Below are 14,772 nucleotides of genomic sequence, written 5' to 3' on the forward strand. Positions count from 1 at the left end.
CTAGCGTCCCGGCCGTCCGGTCTTGCCCTTCGTCCGTCCCTTGCGCTTCTGCTCGCCCGGCTCCTCATAACTGCCGGCTCCAACCCGGCCGCGCACGACCGGCCTGACACCATCGTCGCGTTCCGGCTGCCCTTCCAGCAGTGGTGAGAAGCGCTTCGTGCCCTTAGCGGCGTCGAGCTTTTCCGGCACATGGCCGATCACCGGCTTTTCCGTGCGGCCGACGGTCATTTCGTCGAGGGTGTTGCGGCGGAAGAGGCTCTTGTTGTCGGCGGGAGTGGCGACATGGCGGCCCATTTCGTTGAGGTCCGGCTTGCGGAAGAGGGGGGTTGACGTGTCGGTGCCTGGGCCCATGTCGTCGAGGGTGGGTTTGGAGAAGTAGGTGGGTGTGGCCCCCTCATCCGCCCTGCCGGGCACCTTCTCCCCGCTGGGGAGAAGGGACTCGCGGCTGGCTTTACCACTTCTCTTGCCACCTTCCTGGTTGCGGGCTTCCTCCCTTGCCATCGGATCGTCCATGGCGGCGAGTTCCACGGCCTTGAGGCGTTTGATTTCGTCGCGGAGGCGGGCGGCTTTTTCGAAGTCGAGGTCGGCGGCGGCGTCGCGCATGCTCTTTTCGAGGGCGTTGAGGTGGGCCTGCAGGTTGTTGCCGACGAGGTTGCCACCGTCGGCGAAGCCTTTGCCCGAGACGCCCGAGATGTCGGCGCGGACGTGGTCGCGTTCGTAGACGCTGTCGAGGATGTCGGAGATCTTGGCCTTGACCGATTCCGGCGTGATGCCGTTTTCGAGGTTATAGGCCATCTGCTTTTCGCGACGGCGGGCGGTCTCGTCCATGGCGCGCTGCATTGAGCCGGTGACATTGTCGGCATAGAGGATGACCTTGCCGTCGACGTTACGCGCTGCACGACCAATGGTCTGGATCAGCGAGGTTTCGGAGCGCAGGAAGCCTTCCTTGTCGGCGTCGAGGATGGCGACGAAGCCGCATTCGGGAATGTCGAGGCCCTCGCGCAGCAGATTGATGCCGACGAGCACGTCGAAGGCGCCGAGGCGGAGATCGCGAATGATCTCGATGCGTTCCAGCGTGTCGATGTCGGAATGCATGTAGCGCACGCGCACGCCCTGTTCGTGCAAATATTCGGTCAGGTCCTCGGCCATGCGCTTGGTCAGCACGGTGCAGAGCGTGCGGTAGCCCTTGGCGGCGGTCTCGCGGATCTCGCCGAGCACGTCGTCGACCTGAGTGCGGGCCGAGCGGACTTCGACCGGCGGGTCGATCAGGCCGGTCGGGCGGATCACCTGTTCGGCGAAGACGCCGCCTGATTGTTCCAGCTCCCAGCTGCCCGGCGTCGCCGAGACGGCGATCGTGTCGGGCCGCATGGCGTCCCATTCTTCGAAGCGCAGCGGCCGGTTGTCCATGCAGGAGGGCAGGCGGAAGCCGTATTCGGCCAGCGTTGCCTTGCGGCGGAAGTCGCCGCGATACATGCCGCCGATCTGCGGTACGGTGACATGGCTCTCGTCGATGAAGACGATGGCATTGTCGGGAATGTATTCGAACAGCGTCGGCGGCGGATCGCCGGGGTCGCGGCCGGTGAGATAGCGCGAATAGTTTTCGATGCCCTGGCAGGAGCCGGTGGCTTCCAGCATCTCGATATCGTAGCGGGTGCGCTGCTCCAGGCGCTGCGCCTCCAGTAGGCGGCCAGCCTTCTCCAGTTCGGCGAGGCGCAGCCGCAGTTCCTCCTTGATCGCCTTGATGGCGCCGTTCAGCGTCGGGCGCGGAGTGACATAGTGCGAATTGGCGTAGATCTTCACCGATTTCAGGTCGCCGGTCTTCTGGCCGGTCAGCGGGTCGAACTCGGTGATGGCGTCGATCTCGTCGCCGAACATGGAGATTCGCCAGGCCGCGTCTTCCAAGTGGGCGGGGAAGATCTCGATCGTATCGCCGCGGACGCGGAAGGAGCCGCGGGTGAAATCCAAGTCGCGGCGCTTATATTGCTGGGCGACGAGATCGGCCAGCAGCTGGCGCTGGTCCAGCCGGTCGCCGACATTCATCTGGAAGGTCATCGCCGTATAGGTCTCGACCGAGCCGATGCCGTAGATGCAGGAGACCGAGGCGACGATGATGCAATCGTCGCGTTCGAGCAGCGAGCGCGTCGCCGAGTGGCGCATGCGGTCGATCTGCTCGTTGATCGAGCTTTCCTTCTCGATATAGGTGTCGGAGCGCGGCACATAGGCTTCCGGCTGGTAATAATCGTAGTAGGAAACGAAATATTCCACCGCATTGTCGGGGAAGAAGTTCTTGAATTCGGAATAGAGCTGGGCGGCCAGCGTCTTGTTCGGCGCCAGGATGACGGCCGGGCGTTGCGTTTCCTCGATCACCTTGGCCATGGTGAAGGTCTTGCCCGATCCGGTGACGCCGAGCAGCACCTGGCTGCGCTCGCCGCTCTGCAGGCCTTCGACGAGATCGCGGATCGCCGTCGGCTGGTCGCCGGCCGGCTTGTATTCGGAAGCCATGCGGATGGTGATGCCGCCTTCGGATTTGTCCGGACGGGCAGGGCGGTGCGGCGTCCAGATCTTGCCGTTCTTGTGCAGCGGATTGCCGCTCTCGATCAGCTTCGACAGCGCCTCGACAGTGGCCGTGACGCCGCCGGGCGAGATGCTGCCGGCATCCTCGAGCGAAATATCGAGACCCGCCACCGGGTTCAGGCCGGCGGCGGCGCGGGTCTTCGGGTCGGAGGAGCCACCGATCGAGACGCCGCGTGCGGTCTTGCTTGCCGTCGCCTTCTTGTTGACGCTGACGGCTTCGGTATGCTTGCGCGCCTCGTTCTCAACCTTCTTGCGGTGCTTGCCAGCGTTGGAGGCAATCTCGCGCTGGCTCTCGACGCCGGAGGCTTCGGCATCGGCCTCCAACTGCCTCACCCAATCGGCGACGGAGCCGGAGAGGGGAGCGCCCTCAAAGGACGATTGCTGGGCTTCCTCGAAACCATTCGAGGTCGGAGATTTTTTCGGAGCTTTGGCCATGGCGCGAATATGGAGAGAGTCAGCGCGAAAGGGAAGAGGGAAAGAGTACAAAAGGGAAACGAATGAATCGTTCGGATTGGCTCAACAATTCCTCGAGTTGTGGCTGTCAGCGGGCACCCGCCTCGTCCTTCGAGGCCCCCTGCGGGGCGGCCTGAGGATGAGGCTCTCTTGGGCGGGGGCACCGTTGCCATCGTCTCGCCTGCGCTGGAACCGGGATCGGCCCTCGGCAGTTAATCGGATATCATTTCAGCTTCAGGTGCGACTGCCATTAGCGACCATTCCGCCTTCTGGAAAAAATCGATCTGGATCGAACTTGATACCGGCGAGCGGCTGGTTCTCCGCTCACCGCAGGATGCGCTTTATGCACTCGTCTCCGACTGGCCGATCAATGGCGGCGTCCATCAGCAGAGGGCGATCGATTTCTGCCGTGCCTGGCTTGCCGGGCGCATGCCGGCTGAAACGGTGCGGCAGGCCTTTATCCTCGCGGCGCTGGAGGCTGGCGTGGCGATCAATGATGATGATGATGGGAATGGGACCCCAAGTTCGGTTTCAAACCCCGGGCATAAATAGAGCTATTCAGCCAGACCCGCGTCTAATGCGCGGCGTCGAACAATTTTTATGTATTGTAAATATTATTCGCGCTGTGTTTGTAGAAATGCGCAGCGTTTATCACGCTCCGATTCTTTGGAGAAACAACCGAATGAGAATAAAAATCCTCGCTTGCGCTGCCCTGCTGATGCTGGTCGGCTGCAATGCCCCAGTGTCGCAATCCGTTGCGGATTCCCAACGTGCGCCCTCCAGTGACGTCCGACAGAACTTCATCAACATCGTATTCAAGAGAAGTTACAGACACGAAGCGGGAGAAGTGGTTTGGGCGCGGATTTCCAGCGTGGTGCTGCTTGAGCCTGAGAAAAAGATCTATGCTTACTGTGTGCGTGTGGTGCCCAAGCACAGCTGGGGCGACTGGGCCTATCTCGGCGTCTCCTTCACGGATGGTCAAATCCTCGGCGCGACGGCGAATGACTATCGTTGCAAGGACAAGCGGCTGCACTACTATCCGTTTCCTGAGCTGACCGGCATGAAGACCTGACGCGGCTGCGAGGGCTCCGCCCGCGTCGGGTTTTGCTGGTCGTAGCCATCGACCGCTGGCGCGCCCGCCTCGCCGTTCGAGGCGCCTCGGTGAGGCTCTCGTGGGCCTCGCCGACATAGCCGGCGCGCCGATAGGGGCTGCGGCATCTTCCAACCTCCCGCTGCTGGAAGCGGACTGCGCATCCCGCAGTCCGCGCAGCGGATAGGCCGTGCCAGCGAAGGCAACAGCTAACCCTCGAGGACCATCCTCACACCTTGCTCAAGCAAAGACGGCTTCCCTTGAATCATCCATTGTCGACGCCCTGCAGTACCATACGAGCAGGACGACCGATCCAATGGGAACTAACAGTCCGAGAAGCTGCCACCATCCACTTCGGTTGATGTCATGAAGGCGTCGGGCGGCCATGGATATCCATGGAAGAAACGTGGCCAGCGACCAGATCAGTCTCAAGGTTTCGCTCCGATCCACGAAGTACAAAACGATGGAGACAAGAAAGGAGAAGAGAAAAGAATACCAGAATTCCGATCGGCCCGCTCTGCCGCTAAAGTTCACATAGTTCTTGAAAAAGCTTCCGGTGGCCTGGCCGAAACCCATGGCCGGCGGCGGGCCGCCGAAGCGGTTCGGCCCAACCAGCGGTTTTCGGAAGACGAAGATCAATGGCACACCGATCAGGATCAAGACGATCAACCAATGAAACAGTGAAAAACTGCCCATGAGATACCCCAGCTGTTAGAGAACAGCTCAGAGATAAGCGATGTTTTTTTCTGGAGGATTAACTTGCTTGTGATTCGATGTGTTCGCAATCACAGCTTGAGAAATTACAGCTGCCATGTTGACGGCGCGATGATGCTTTGAGAAGGCTGTATCGCCGTCGCTCAGCGTTTGAGCAGCACGCTTGCTCGCACCGGCTGCTCGATGCCCTTCAGCGCCAGCATGCGCGTTTCGGCGCCTGCCACGAGTTCGGGAGCCTTGGCGGCCGTTTCGGCCGAGATCAGGATTTCGCCGGCGGCGGCCTGGGATTCGAGCCTTGCGGCCTGGTTGACGACGCCGCCGATCGCGGTGAAATCGCTGCGGAAGCTCGAGAATTCGCCGATCTGCACCTCGCCGGAATGGATGCCGACGCCGACGCCCAAGGTGCGGCCGGACAGGGCGTCGAGCGCCAGCCCGCTCAGCGCCGCGGCGCAGTTGCGCTGGATCTCTTGGGCGGCGCTGATCGCCGCGCCGGCGTGATCCTTGCGGATGATCGGGAAATTGAAGATCGCCATCAGGCCATCGCCCATCTGCTTGTTGACGATGCCGTCATGCGCCCAAATCGCTTGGGCGCAGCGATCCTGGAACAGGCTGACGATTTCGCTCAAGTGCACTGCCTCAATACGCTCGGAAAGATCGGTAAAGCCCCTGATGTCGGCGAACAGAATGGTGGCATCGACAGTGATCTGGCGCTGCTTCTTCACATATTGGAACGAGCGCTCGCAGATCGTGCAGATATCGGGATTCATCTTGCTGCGGGTAATGCCGAAGGCGCGGAAGGGAAGCGCAAGCGGGGCGCCGATCGGGATCGGCATATGCATCTGATCCCAGCAGCCGCGGCAGATCCTGGCGCTGCCGTGCCTTGCCTGCTCCGTGAAGGTGGATTCTGTTGTCATGTCGTACGATCCAATGGCCGTGGTGAAGCTTCCGTCAACATGTGGGTTTTGGCAACTGTTGTGTTGGTTGAGCAGGTTTCGTCAGCCGCGGGCGGAACAGTTGCTTTGGCCAACGGACCAACTGCGTCGGCTTACGGGCCAACTGAGTTGGCTTACGGACCAACTGCGTTGGCCGCGGGATAACAGACACACTTGTTACTCCCACTGTTCGGTGCCCGATGCGAAACTATGTCCGACCAACCGCGATGCACCGGCCTTCGGACAAGAAGGCGCGGGAACTCGCCCCATCGAGGAGATTGAAGCGATGACTGCAACAGAGAATGGAAAGGGCGGACAGGCCATGCAGCGGCCGCCTGTCGTGCCGCAGCAGGCCTGGGAGGCGGCTCACAGGCAGCTTGTGGTGAAGGAAAAGGCGCATACGCGTGCTCGTGACGCGCTTGCCGCCGAGCGGCGGCGCATGCCGTGGATGGCCGTCGAAAAGCAATATGCTTTCGAAGCGCCGCAGGGCAGGATCAGCTTGCTCGACCTGTTCGAAGGCCGGCACCAGCTCATCGTCTACCGCGCCTTTTACGAGCCCGGCGTCTTCGGCTGGCCCGAGCATGCCTGCCGCGGCTGCTCGATGGTTGCCGATCAGGTCGCCCATGTCGCCCATCTCAACGCCCGCGACACGACGCTGGTCTTCGCCTCGCGCGCGCCGCAGGCCGACATAGCGCGGCTGAAGGAACGGATGGGATGGACGATGCCCTGGGTGACGATCACCGACGACTTCGACAAGGATTTCGGCGTCGACGAGTGGCACGGCACCAATGTCTTCTACCGCGACGGCGAGCGCATCTTCCGCACCTATTTTGTCAACAACCGCGGCGACGAGCAGATGGGCGGCACCTGGAATTATCTCGACATCACGCCGCTCGGGCGCCAGGAGGTCTGGGAGGATTCGCCAGCGGGCTATCCGCAGACCCCAACCTACAAATGGTGGAACTGGCACGACAGTTACGTTGCTGACGCCGAGCCCGACAAGAAATGGGTCGAAGTCTCCGATGCCGGCGAGGCGGCGTTCCGGGAGGAAGCAGCAAAGGCGAAATCGTAGGCCGGAGCCTCGAAGGGCGAGGGCGGATGGATGACACCTGTGGACATCGTCCCAGGCCAATCGGAAAACCGCTGTTGCCTTGCCGGGCACCGACCATGCATAGTGGGAGGTGACTTGGAGGGGCCGATGGCCAGATTGCCTGCGCTTGTTCTGATGATGCTTCTCCTGCCCGCCGCGGCGCATGCCGAACGCCGCTGCGGCTGGCTGGACAATCCCTCGATGGCCAAATGGTTGCTCATGGATGCCGGCGGCGGCTGGACCATCATGGACAATGGCAGCGGCTACAAGGCGGCCGAGGGAATGGACAAGATCCCGGACCTGACGACCGGCGAATTTGTCTACACCTATGCCGCGCATGGTTATGCCTGCGCCTGCATGGACGTCGACACGGACGGTGAGGAGGGAATCACCCGTATTTACTCCGTGCGGCAATTGCCGCTCTCGCGGTGTCGGAACGACGCCGCCATCCGCTGGTTCCTCGATAAGGACTAGCGATCGGGCCGGGCAATCCTTCGGCATTGAGCGCCGCATCTCAGAACAGAAATCAGGACGCGTGTCCGTTATCGCACCGGGACCGGCGCGGCCGGAACTTTGTCGTGTGCGCTGGGTTTGAGGTCGGCTCACAGGAGAAGACGATGCCGTCCTTCACGCAACCGCGCCCGGCGCCCGGCAATTTCCAATTCCCCGGCGAACAGCGGCAGGGCGACCCGATGATGGGCACGATCAATGCCGAGCTTGCCGACAAGGGTTTTCTCGTCACCAGCACCGACGAACTCATCACCTGGGCGCGCACGGGCTCGCTGATGTGGATGACCTTCGGTCTGGCCTGCTGCGCCATCGAAATGATGCAGATGTCCATGCCGCGCTACGATGTCGAGCGCTTCGGCGTCGCCCCACGCGGAAGCCCAAGGCAGTCGGACCTGATGATCGTCGCGGGCACACTGTGCAACAAGATGGCGCCTGCGCTGCGCAAGGTTTATGACCAGATGCCGGAACCGCGCTACGTAATCTCCATGGGCTCCTGCGCCAATGGCGGTGGCTACTACCATTATTCCTATTCCGTCGTGCGCGGCTGCGACCGCGTGGTGCCGGTCGACATCTATGTTCCCGGCTGTCCGCCGACGGCCGAAGCGCTGCTCTATGGCATCCTGCTCCTGCAACGGAAGATCCGGCGCAATGGCAGCATCGAACGGTAGCGCCGATGACACGAGGAAATCAGTTACCATTTCGACACGCATGCTCGGAAACTTTCGAGGGAAAGTTGCGTTGTAGCGGTTGCCGTCGGTGTGCCCGGCCGCCCGCGTGCCCATGGGAGGAGGAAGATCCATGAAAGTCCTGATCGTTGAAGACGAGAACATCATTGCCATGGAACTCGAGCGTATCGCGCAGGATGCTGGCCACCAGACTGTCGGGCCGGTTTCGACAATCGAGCAGGCGCTCGCCTATGCTCAGAGAAGCGATGTCGCACTGGTCGATCTCAGCCTTGCCGACGGCTTGAGCGGCGCGCAGCTCGCGCGCCGGCTGATCGATCGCCACGGCGTCGACGTGATCTTCGTCACTGGCAGTCCGGAAAGCGTCGGAAACGGCATCGAGGGCGCTCTCGATGTGATCGCCAAGCCCTTCACCGACGAGAGGATCGCCAGCGCGCTTTCGCGCGCGCAGTCCCTGCGCAGAGATTACGAAGGCAAGAACGCTGTCTTCTGACTGCGTAAAGTCGTATTCTTCCGCTGCCATTGTCATCGGGAGGAGATGCCAGGATGAAGCACGCGCTCATTGCCGTTTTCTTCGCCCTCACGGCCTGCGCCAGTACTTCAGGCGAACCGCAGCCGCTACAGGGCAGTCTCACCTATGGCGGTAAGGTCATTCATTCGCCCTATCGCCCGGGAACAGTGGTCAACCACACCTTTCTCGGTGCGTTCGGCTACCGTGTCTTCGAGACCTATGTTGTTCAACCGGACGGGACGCTCAAATTGACGTCGCAAAGCACGGGGCCAGATTTCCTTTGGCGGTGAAAGGGGCGCCTAGCGACGGCTGGGCCTTCCTCTTTATCCCGCTAGTCCCGCGGGCTCATCGAGGTGTGATCGCCGGTGCCTCGATTGCGTCTTTTCCGACGTTCAGGTGATCGATCGCCAGTTGGATGAATGCCTTGACCAGCGGCGACAGGTGCTGGTTGCTGGGATAGACGACATGCAGACCGCCGGGCGGGGTCGTGTAGCCGTCGAGGACGCGCCGCAGCCGGCCGTCCGCGATGCAAGCCGCAGCCATTCTTTGCGGCAACTGTGCGATGCCGAAGCCGGCGATCGCGGCAGTCATGACCGCCTGAATTTCGTTGACGGCGAAACGTCCGGACACCGTGACCGTTTCCTTGATGCCGGCGCTCTCCAGCACCCAGTGCGCACCAGCCGCCGACGGACCCGCGATGACGCAGGCGTGATGGGCGAGGTCCGCCGGACGATCCGGCGCGCCGCAGCGGGCGAGATAGTCGGGGCTGGCGCAGAAAATCCTGTAGGTCGAGCCGAGCTTGCGGGCGATCAGCGTCGAATCCTCCAGAATGCCGGTGCGGAAGGCGAGGTCTATGCCGTTCTCGATGAGATTGAGCCTGTCGTCGGTCAGGCGCAATTCCACCTTCGTCTTGGGGTAGATTGCCAGGAAATCGGAGATGGCGGCGGAAAGGAAATGACCGCCGAAGCCGACCGGTGCGGAGATGCGGATCGTGCCGGCGGGCTCCGCCCGCGCCTCGGCCAGGCGCAGATTTGCCTGCTCGAAGGCGCCGAGCGCCGCGCTGCACTCCTCGTAATAAAGGCGCCCCGCATCCGTCAGCCTGAGGCTGCGAGTGGTGCGCTGCAGCAGCCGCACTCCCACCTCGCGCTCAAGCGCGGCGATACGGCGGCTGACCGTCGTCTTCGGCATGGCAAGCAGGCGGGCGGCGGCGGTGAAGCTGCCGGCCTCGACGACGCGGGCGAAGATAAGGATGTCGTTGAGATCCAGCATTGTATTCACCAGTGGCACGATGTTTCCCTGATGTAGCCTATTATGGTTCAATTCGACAGGTCTTATCTTCTGGCTCATCGCCAACCACAAGGAGCAGAGAGATGAGCAATGGAAGAAGCGTTCTGGTAGCCGGCGCCACCGGCCAGCAGGGCGGCGCGGTCGCGCGCGCACTGATGGCGCGGGGGCATCGCGTCAAGGCGATCAGCCGCAGGCCGGACAGCGACGCCGCAAATCGGCTGGCCGCCGCCGGAGTGGAGATCGTCGGGGGTGATCTCGATGATGCGGCGTCGGTGACGAAGGCCGCAAGCGGCGTCGACACGATGTTCCTGATGGGCAACAGCTATGAGGCCGGAACGGAAGCGGAAACCCGCCAGGGCATAACCGCCGCCAATGGAGCGAAGGCCGCCGGCATCGGCCACCTGATCTATTCCTCCGTCGGCGATGCCGACAAGAAGACCGGCATTCCGCATTTCGACAGCAAATATCTGGTCGAGCAACATATTGCCGGTCTAGGCATTCCCTACACGGTCAGTGCACCCGTCGCCTTCATGGAAAACACCGCGGCGCCGTGGGCTATCGACGGGCTGCGCCAGGGTGTCTATGCCGCGGCGCTGCCGCCCGCGCGCGTGCTGCAGCAAATCTGCCTCGCCGATATCGGCGCCTTCGTCGCGGCCTTGGCCGAACGGCGCGAAAAGGTGTTCGGCCAGCGTTTCGACATTGCGGGTGACGAATTGTCGGGCGAGGAGCAGGTGAGGATCCTCTCCGAAACGCTAGGGCGCCCGATCGCCTACCAGGAGTTACCGATTGCCGCAATGCGGCAGCAGAGCGAGGATGCGGCGCTGATGTTCGAATGGTTCGACCGCACCGGCTACGACGCCGACATCGCCGCCCTGCGCCGGGATTTCCCTGAGGTCGGCTGGCACCGCTACCGCGGTTGGGCGCGCGCGTTTGACTGGAGCGTTCTCGAGAGGGCGACCGGGTGAGGCGATCTCGCGGCCATCAAGAATGGCAGATCCTCGGCGCGGGCCGAGGACCACGGAGAAATCCCTCCAGTTTCAGAACCACTATCCCCTTGCGGCGGGCGTCGGCCAGTTCATAATGAGCCGTCGTCCTTGGAGGGGAGGCTTCCATGCCGTCGAGTTTCCATGTCGAAAGTGCAGATGGCTATGAGCGGCTTATGGGCCGGTGGAGCCGGACGTTGGCGCCGATGCTGATCGACTTCGCGGGGCTGGCGGATGGGGATCGCGTGCTCGATGTCGGCTGCGGCACCGGCAGCCTGACGTTCACGCTTGCGCAGAGGCCGGGGCTGCGGGAAATCGCCGCTATCGACTATTCGCCTGTGTTTGTCGAGGCGGCGAAGCGGGCCAATAGCGATCCGCGGGTCACCATCCAGCAGGCGGATGCCTGCGCGCTGCCCTTCGAGAATGACCGTTTCGACAGAGCGATGTCGTTGCTCGTCCTGCATTTCGTGCCGGAGGCGGGCAAGGCGGTGGCCGAGATGGCCCGCGTCGTGCGGCCCGGCGGCACGGTCGCCGCCGCGGTCTGGGACCATTACGGCGGCATGTCGGGCATGCGGATGATGTGGGATACGGTCGTCATGCTTGACGAGAACGCGCTGCCGCTACGCCGCAAATATTGCTTCCAGCCAATGATGCGGCCAGGGGAGATGAAGCAGAGCTTCATGGCAGAGGGCCTCGCTGATGTCGAGGAGACGTCGCTTCTGATCCGGATGAATTACCGTTCCTTCGACGATTACTGGCAGCCGATCGCTGCCGGCGAGGGACCGCTTGGGAGATATGTCTCCGGGCTCGAGCCGGAGAAGCGCAAAGCGGTGGATGCCGCCCTCAGGGCAGCCTACGAAGCGGGCGAGCCGGACGGGCCGCGGTCGTTCGCGTCTGTAGCTTGGGCGTGCCGGGGCAAGGTGGTTTAAGCAGGTGCGCCACGGCTCTAAAATCTCATCCTGATGTGCCCCGCAGGGGCCTCGAAGGGCGAGGGCCGCAGCAGCACAGTAGCGGATTGCCAGCTATCTCGGCTGGACGATGTGTTTCATTTTTCATCATCGTCTTCGTGCTCAAAAATATCGGCGAGGAATTCCATACAGACGTTCCCGCCTTCTCTGTGCTGCATGAAACCTGAGCCTTTTCAGCAGATTACAAATCGTCCATGTCGTGATATCGCCGCATTTCCTACAGATTGCCGTCGCAATCGGCTGTCAGCCTGTCACCATCAAGTGATCAGGAGGTGATCGGGCATGAGCCTCTCTTTCCCGACGATGGCGGCGATCCGGTTCGGTTATGGTTTCCGGCCGGGCGAGGTGGCGCCGCAAAGCAAGGATGAGCTGATCGGGCAGTTGTTCAAAGGCGCGGCGGCAACGCCGGACTTTCCGCTCGGCGGCCCCGACATGCGTCATCGGGCGATCCTCAGCCTGCAGGACCAGCTGAAGCAGATCAGGGAAGATGCGAAGACGGTCACCGACGATCCCACGCGGCGCGAGATGCGCAAGGCTGTGCAGCGCCAGGCGCAGCAGCAGTTCCAGCACGATGCGAACCTGCGGCTGATGCAGGCGGTGCTGTCGCCCTACGGCTTTTACGAGCGGCTTTCGACCTTCTGGACCGATCATTTCTCCACCAGCGCCAACAAGAGCCTGCCGATGCGCCTTATCGTGCCGCTCTACGAGGCCGAGGCAATCCGGCCGTTCATTTCGGGCAGGTTCGGCGATCTTCTGCGTAGCGCCACCGCTCATCCCGCCATGCTGATCTACCTCGATCAGGCGGATTCGCTCGGGCCGGATTCGGCCGTCGGCGTCAAGCGCAACAAGGGGCTGAACGAAAATCTCGGACGCGAGCTCCTGGAACTCCACACGCTCGGCGCCGGCAGCGGCTATACCCAGGCGGATGTTACTGCCGCGGCCATGGTGCTGACGGGGCTCACTATCGACCGCAAGGAGATGGATATTGCCTTTCGGCCGAACATTTCGGAGCCCGGCACGCATGAGGTGCTCGGCGTCAGTTATGGCGGGCGGCGGCGCTCGCGCGAGGATTATCTCGACATGCTCGATGACCTCTCGGTCCATCCGAAGACGGCGGCCCATATCAGCCGTAAGCTCGCGGTGCATTTCGTCTCCGACCAACCAGACGAGGGGATGGTCTCCGATATGGCGGCCGCGTGGAAGAAGACGGATGGCGACCTCATCGCCGTCTATACCGCCATGCTCGATCATCCCGCCGCCTGGCAAAACGAGGGCGCCAAAGCACGTCAGCCGTTCGATTTTGTTGTTGCTGGTCTGAGGGCGCTGAATGCAGGGCCGGTCAACGGCGTCGTCGGCAGCTTCCTGGCGGCCAATCAGCAAGGAACGGATGAGGGCGATATGGCGGCAAATACGCCTGGCATGGCGGGAGCGCCAGTGACGACGGATCCCGCCGGAGAGGCGCGGGACAAACGGCTCAAGGCCTTTCGGGCGGCGCGCGCACTGGGGCAGGGGGCGCTGAAGCGCATGGGGCAGCCGACCTGGCAGCCGCCGAGCCCGGCCGGTTTCGAGGAAGGCTTTTCCGCCTGGATCACCGGCAGCCAGCTTGCCGAGCGCCTGGCCTGGGCAAGGCGGGCTGCGGCGCAGTTTGGCCGCGACGAGGATCCGCGCGAGTTCCTGAGATCGACGCTTGCCGATGCCGCGCGCGATGAAACGATCCGCGTGGTGTCGCAGGCGCCGAACAAGATCAGCGGTTTGACGCTGGTGCTGGCATCGCCGGAATTCAACCGCCGATAGGAGGCTCCCAATGAACCGGATTTTGCTTTCCCGCCGCGGCTTTCTGACCTCTGCCTGCTGTCTTGCCGCCGCCCCCGTCTTCACGCCGGTCACCTTTGCGGCGATGCCGGGCGATAATCGTTTTGTCACTATCGTCCTGCGCGGCGCGATGGACGGGCTCGACCTGGTGCAGCCTTACGGCGACGCCGGTTTTGCCGCGCTCAGGCCAACCTTGGCGCTGACGCCGGACAGCGGACTTCTCGATCTCGATGGGCATTTCGGCCTCAATCCCGCCGCCGCCGACCTGATGCCGCTCTGGAAGAGCCGAGAACTCGCCTTCATCCATGCGGTGTCGACGCCCTATCGCGACCAGCGCAGCCATTTCGACGGGCAGGACATGCTTGAGTCCGGCGGCGAACATGTCGCCGAAGAAAAGACCGGCTGGCTGAACCGGGTGCTCGCGGTCATTCCCCGCTCGGATGCGCGTAAGGCGATCGACGTCAATACGTCGACGGAGCTGATCCTCTCCGGGCCGAACAATGTCGACGTCTGGGCATCGGATTCCAATCTGGCGCCGGCGCGTGACGAGATGCAGTTCCTTGCGCGGCTCTATGCCGGCGATCCGCCCTTCGCGGCTGCACTTGCCGAGGCGACGCGGGCCGACAGCGCCGCGATGATGGTCGAGCCGGACGGTGAGCGCGGCGAGAAGATCGGCGACGTCGCGGCGCTCGCGGCCAACATGCTGAAGGGCGATTACCGCATCGCCAGCTTCTCAATCACCGGATGGGACACCCATATCGGCCAGGCCGGCCAGTTCAAGCGGCCGGCAGGGGATCTCGCCCAGGCGATCAACACGCTGAAGGCGGCGCTGGGCTCGGAGATCTGGGCAAAGACGGTGGTGCTCGCCATGACGGAATTCGGCCGCACCGTCCGCCAGAACGGCTCCGCCGGCACCGACCACGGCACCGGCGGCTGCGCTGTCCTTGCCGGCGGCGCGATCAACGGCGGGCGCATCCTCGGCCGCTGGCCGGGGATCGGCGATGGTCAGCTGCTCGACAACCGCGACCTGATGCCGACGGCTGACGTGCGCGAGGTGGCGGCGGCGATGCTCTACCGGCAGTTCGATGTCGGCGTGGATGATCTGACAGGGAAGATATTTTCCGGGCTGGCGTTTGATAAGGGGTCGCAGTTTTTGAAGGTGTGA

General features: G+C 62.8%; 15 protein-coding genes. 11 read left to right on the forward strand and 4 right to left on the reverse strand.

Annotated elements, in window-relative coordinates:
* Complete coding sequence (uvrB, locus tag AC13QO_RS17850) at positions 1 to 3,009, reverse strand: excinuclease ABC subunit UvrB (protein ID WP_488541413.1); 3,009 nt, start codon at positions 3,007 to 3,009, stop codon at positions 1 to 3.
* Between the two features lie 330 nt (positions 3,010 to 3,339).
* Here uvrB and AC13QO_RS17855 point away from each other — a divergent pair, with 330 nt between their 5' ends.
* Complete coding sequence (locus tag AC13QO_RS17855) at positions 3,340 to 3,579, forward strand: DUF982 domain-containing protein (protein WP_488541467.1); 240 nt, start codon at positions 3,340 to 3,342, stop codon at positions 3,577 to 3,579.
* A gap of 130 nt (positions 3,580 to 3,709) precedes the next feature.
* Positions 3,710 to 4,099 carry a hypothetical protein gene (locus tag AC13QO_RS17860; protein ID WP_085778537.1) on the forward strand — a complete coding sequence of 130 codons (390 nt, stop codon included), beginning with the start codon at positions 3,710 to 3,712 and terminating at the stop codon, positions 4,097 to 4,099.
* A 258-nt stretch (positions 4,100 to 4,357) separates the two neighbouring features.
* On the opposite strand, the gene AC13QO_RS17865 is transcribed toward AC13QO_RS17860, so the two are convergent.
* Both AC13QO_RS17865 and AC13QO_RS17870 read right to left on the reverse strand, forming a co-directional pair.
* Positions 4,358 to 4,813: a DUF805 domain-containing protein gene (locus tag AC13QO_RS17865; protein ID WP_488541414.1), complete on the reverse strand. Its 456-nt coding sequence runs from the start codon at positions 4,811 to 4,813 to the stop codon at positions 4,358 to 4,360.
* Positions 4,814 to 4,974: 161 nt separating this feature from the next.
* Positions 4,975 to 5,745: an adenylate/guanylate cyclase domain-containing protein gene (locus AC13QO_RS17870; protein WP_488541415.1), complete on the reverse strand. Its 771-nt coding sequence runs from the start codon at positions 5,743 to 5,745 to the stop codon at positions 4,975 to 4,977.
* A 304-nt stretch (positions 5,746 to 6,049) separates the two neighbouring features.
* Between AC13QO_RS17870 and AC13QO_RS17875 the strand changes: the two genes are divergently transcribed.
* From AC13QO_RS17875 to AC13QO_RS17895, 5 genes are all read left to right on the forward strand, one after another.
* On the forward strand, positions 6,050 to 6,835 hold the full coding sequence (locus AC13QO_RS17875; RefSeq protein WP_488541416.1) for a DUF899 domain-containing protein: 786 nt from the start codon (positions 6,050 to 6,052) through the stop codon (positions 6,833 to 6,835).
* 126 nt (positions 6,836 to 6,961) lie between these two features.
* Positions 6,962 to 7,327 carry a DUF4087 domain-containing protein gene (locus tag AC13QO_RS17880; RefSeq protein ID WP_085778534.1) on the forward strand — a complete coding sequence of 122 codons (366 nt, stop codon included), beginning with the start codon at positions 6,962 to 6,964 and terminating at the stop codon, positions 7,325 to 7,327.
* A 143-nt stretch (positions 7,328 to 7,470) separates the two neighbouring features.
* Positions 7,471 to 8,031, forward strand: coding sequence for a NuoB/complex I 20 kDa subunit family protein (locus AC13QO_RS17885; protein WP_085778533.1), 561 nt, complete (start codon positions 7,471 to 7,473; stop codon positions 8,029 to 8,031).
* A 130-nt stretch (positions 8,032 to 8,161) separates the two neighbouring features.
* Positions 8,162 to 8,539, forward strand: a complete 378-nt coding sequence (locus AC13QO_RS17890; RefSeq protein ID WP_430959148.1) for a response regulator — start codon at positions 8,162 to 8,164, stop codon at positions 8,537 to 8,539.
* Positions 8,540 to 8,592: 53 nt separating this feature from the next.
* Positions 8,593 to 8,847, forward strand: a complete 255-nt coding sequence (locus tag AC13QO_RS17895; RefSeq protein WP_085778531.1) for a hypothetical protein — start codon at positions 8,593 to 8,595, stop codon at positions 8,845 to 8,847.
* 55 nt (positions 8,848 to 8,902) lie between these two features.
* Here the strand turns inward: AC13QO_RS17895 and AC13QO_RS17900 are convergent, their stop codons facing one another.
* Positions 8,903 to 9,826, reverse strand: coding sequence for a LysR family transcriptional regulator (locus tag AC13QO_RS17900; protein ID WP_488541468.1), 924 nt, complete (start codon positions 9,824 to 9,826; stop codon positions 8,903 to 8,905).
* 101 nt (positions 9,827 to 9,927) lie between these two features.
* Here AC13QO_RS17900 and AC13QO_RS17905 point away from each other — a divergent pair, with 101 nt between their 5' ends.
* The 4 genes from AC13QO_RS17905 (at position 9,928) to AC13QO_RS17920 (ending at position 14,772) form a co-directional block, all read left to right on the forward strand.
* Positions 9,928 to 10,809 carry an NmrA/HSCARG family protein gene (locus AC13QO_RS17905; protein WP_488541417.1) on the forward strand — a complete coding sequence of 294 codons (882 nt, stop codon included), beginning with the start codon at positions 9,928 to 9,930 and terminating at the stop codon, positions 10,807 to 10,809.
* Positions 10,810 to 10,955: 146 nt separating this feature from the next.
* Positions 10,956 to 11,756 (forward strand): class I SAM-dependent methyltransferase, encoded by an 801-nt coding sequence (locus AC13QO_RS17910; protein ID WP_085778529.1) that lies wholly within the window; start codon positions 10,956 to 10,958, stop codon positions 11,754 to 11,756.
* A gap of 321 nt (positions 11,757 to 12,077) precedes the next feature.
* Complete coding sequence (locus AC13QO_RS17915; RefSeq protein WP_488541418.1) at positions 12,078 to 13,589, forward strand: DUF1800 domain-containing protein; 1,512 nt, start codon at positions 12,078 to 12,080, stop codon at positions 13,587 to 13,589.
* A 10-nt stretch (positions 13,590 to 13,599) separates the two neighbouring features.
* On the forward strand, positions 13,600 to 14,772 hold the full coding sequence (locus AC13QO_RS17920; RefSeq protein ID WP_085778527.1) for a DUF1501 domain-containing protein: 1,173 nt from the start codon (positions 13,600 to 13,602) through the stop codon (positions 14,770 to 14,772).

The sequence above is a fragment of the Rhizobium sp. CNPSo 3670 genome (assembly GCF_057784555.1).

Coding starts and splice junctions, on each gene's coding strand:
- uvrB (WP_488541413.1), bottom strand. CDS start 3,009: ATGGCCAAAGCTCCGAAAAAATCTCCGACCTCGAATGGTTTCGAGGAA.
- AC13QO_RS17860 (WP_085778537.1), top strand. CDS start 3,710: ATGAGAATAAAAATCCTCGCTTGCGCTGCCCTGCTGATGCTGGTCGGC.
- AC13QO_RS17865 (WP_488541414.1), bottom strand. CDS start 4,813: ATGGGCAGTTTTTCACTGTTTCATTGGTTGATCGTCTTGATCCTGATC.
- AC13QO_RS17870 (WP_488541415.1), bottom strand. CDS start 5,745: ATGACAACAGAATCCACCTTCACGGAGCAGGCAAGGCACGGCAGCGCC.
- AC13QO_RS17875 (WP_488541416.1), top strand. CDS start 6,050: ATGACTGCAACAGAGAATGGAAAGGGCGGACAGGCCATGCAGCGGCCG.
- AC13QO_RS17880 (WP_085778534.1), top strand. CDS start 6,962: ATGGCCAGATTGCCTGCGCTTGTTCTGATGATGCTTCTCCTGCCCGCC.
- AC13QO_RS17885 (WP_085778533.1), top strand. CDS start 7,471: ATGCCGTCCTTCACGCAACCGCGCCCGGCGCCCGGCAATTTCCAATTC.
- AC13QO_RS17890 (WP_430959148.1), top strand. CDS start 8,162: ATGAAAGTCCTGATCGTTGAAGACGAGAACATCATTGCCATGGAACTC.
- AC13QO_RS17895 (WP_085778531.1), top strand. CDS start 8,593: ATGAAGCACGCGCTCATTGCCGTTTTCTTCGCCCTCACGGCCTGCGCC.
- AC13QO_RS17900 (WP_488541468.1), bottom strand. CDS start 9,826: ATGCTGGATCTCAACGACATCCTTATCTTCGCCCGCGTCGTCGAGGCC.
- AC13QO_RS17905 (WP_488541417.1), top strand. CDS start 9,928: ATGAGCAATGGAAGAAGCGTTCTGGTAGCCGGCGCCACCGGCCAGCAG.
- AC13QO_RS17910 (WP_085778529.1), top strand. CDS start 10,956: ATGCCGTCGAGTTTCCATGTCGAAAGTGCAGATGGCTATGAGCGGCTT.
- AC13QO_RS17915 (WP_488541418.1), top strand. CDS start 12,078: ATGAGCCTCTCTTTCCCGACGATGGCGGCGATCCGGTTCGGTTATGGT.
- AC13QO_RS17920 (WP_085778527.1), top strand. CDS start 13,600: ATGAACCGGATTTTGCTTTCCCGCCGCGGCTTTCTGACCTCTGCCTGC.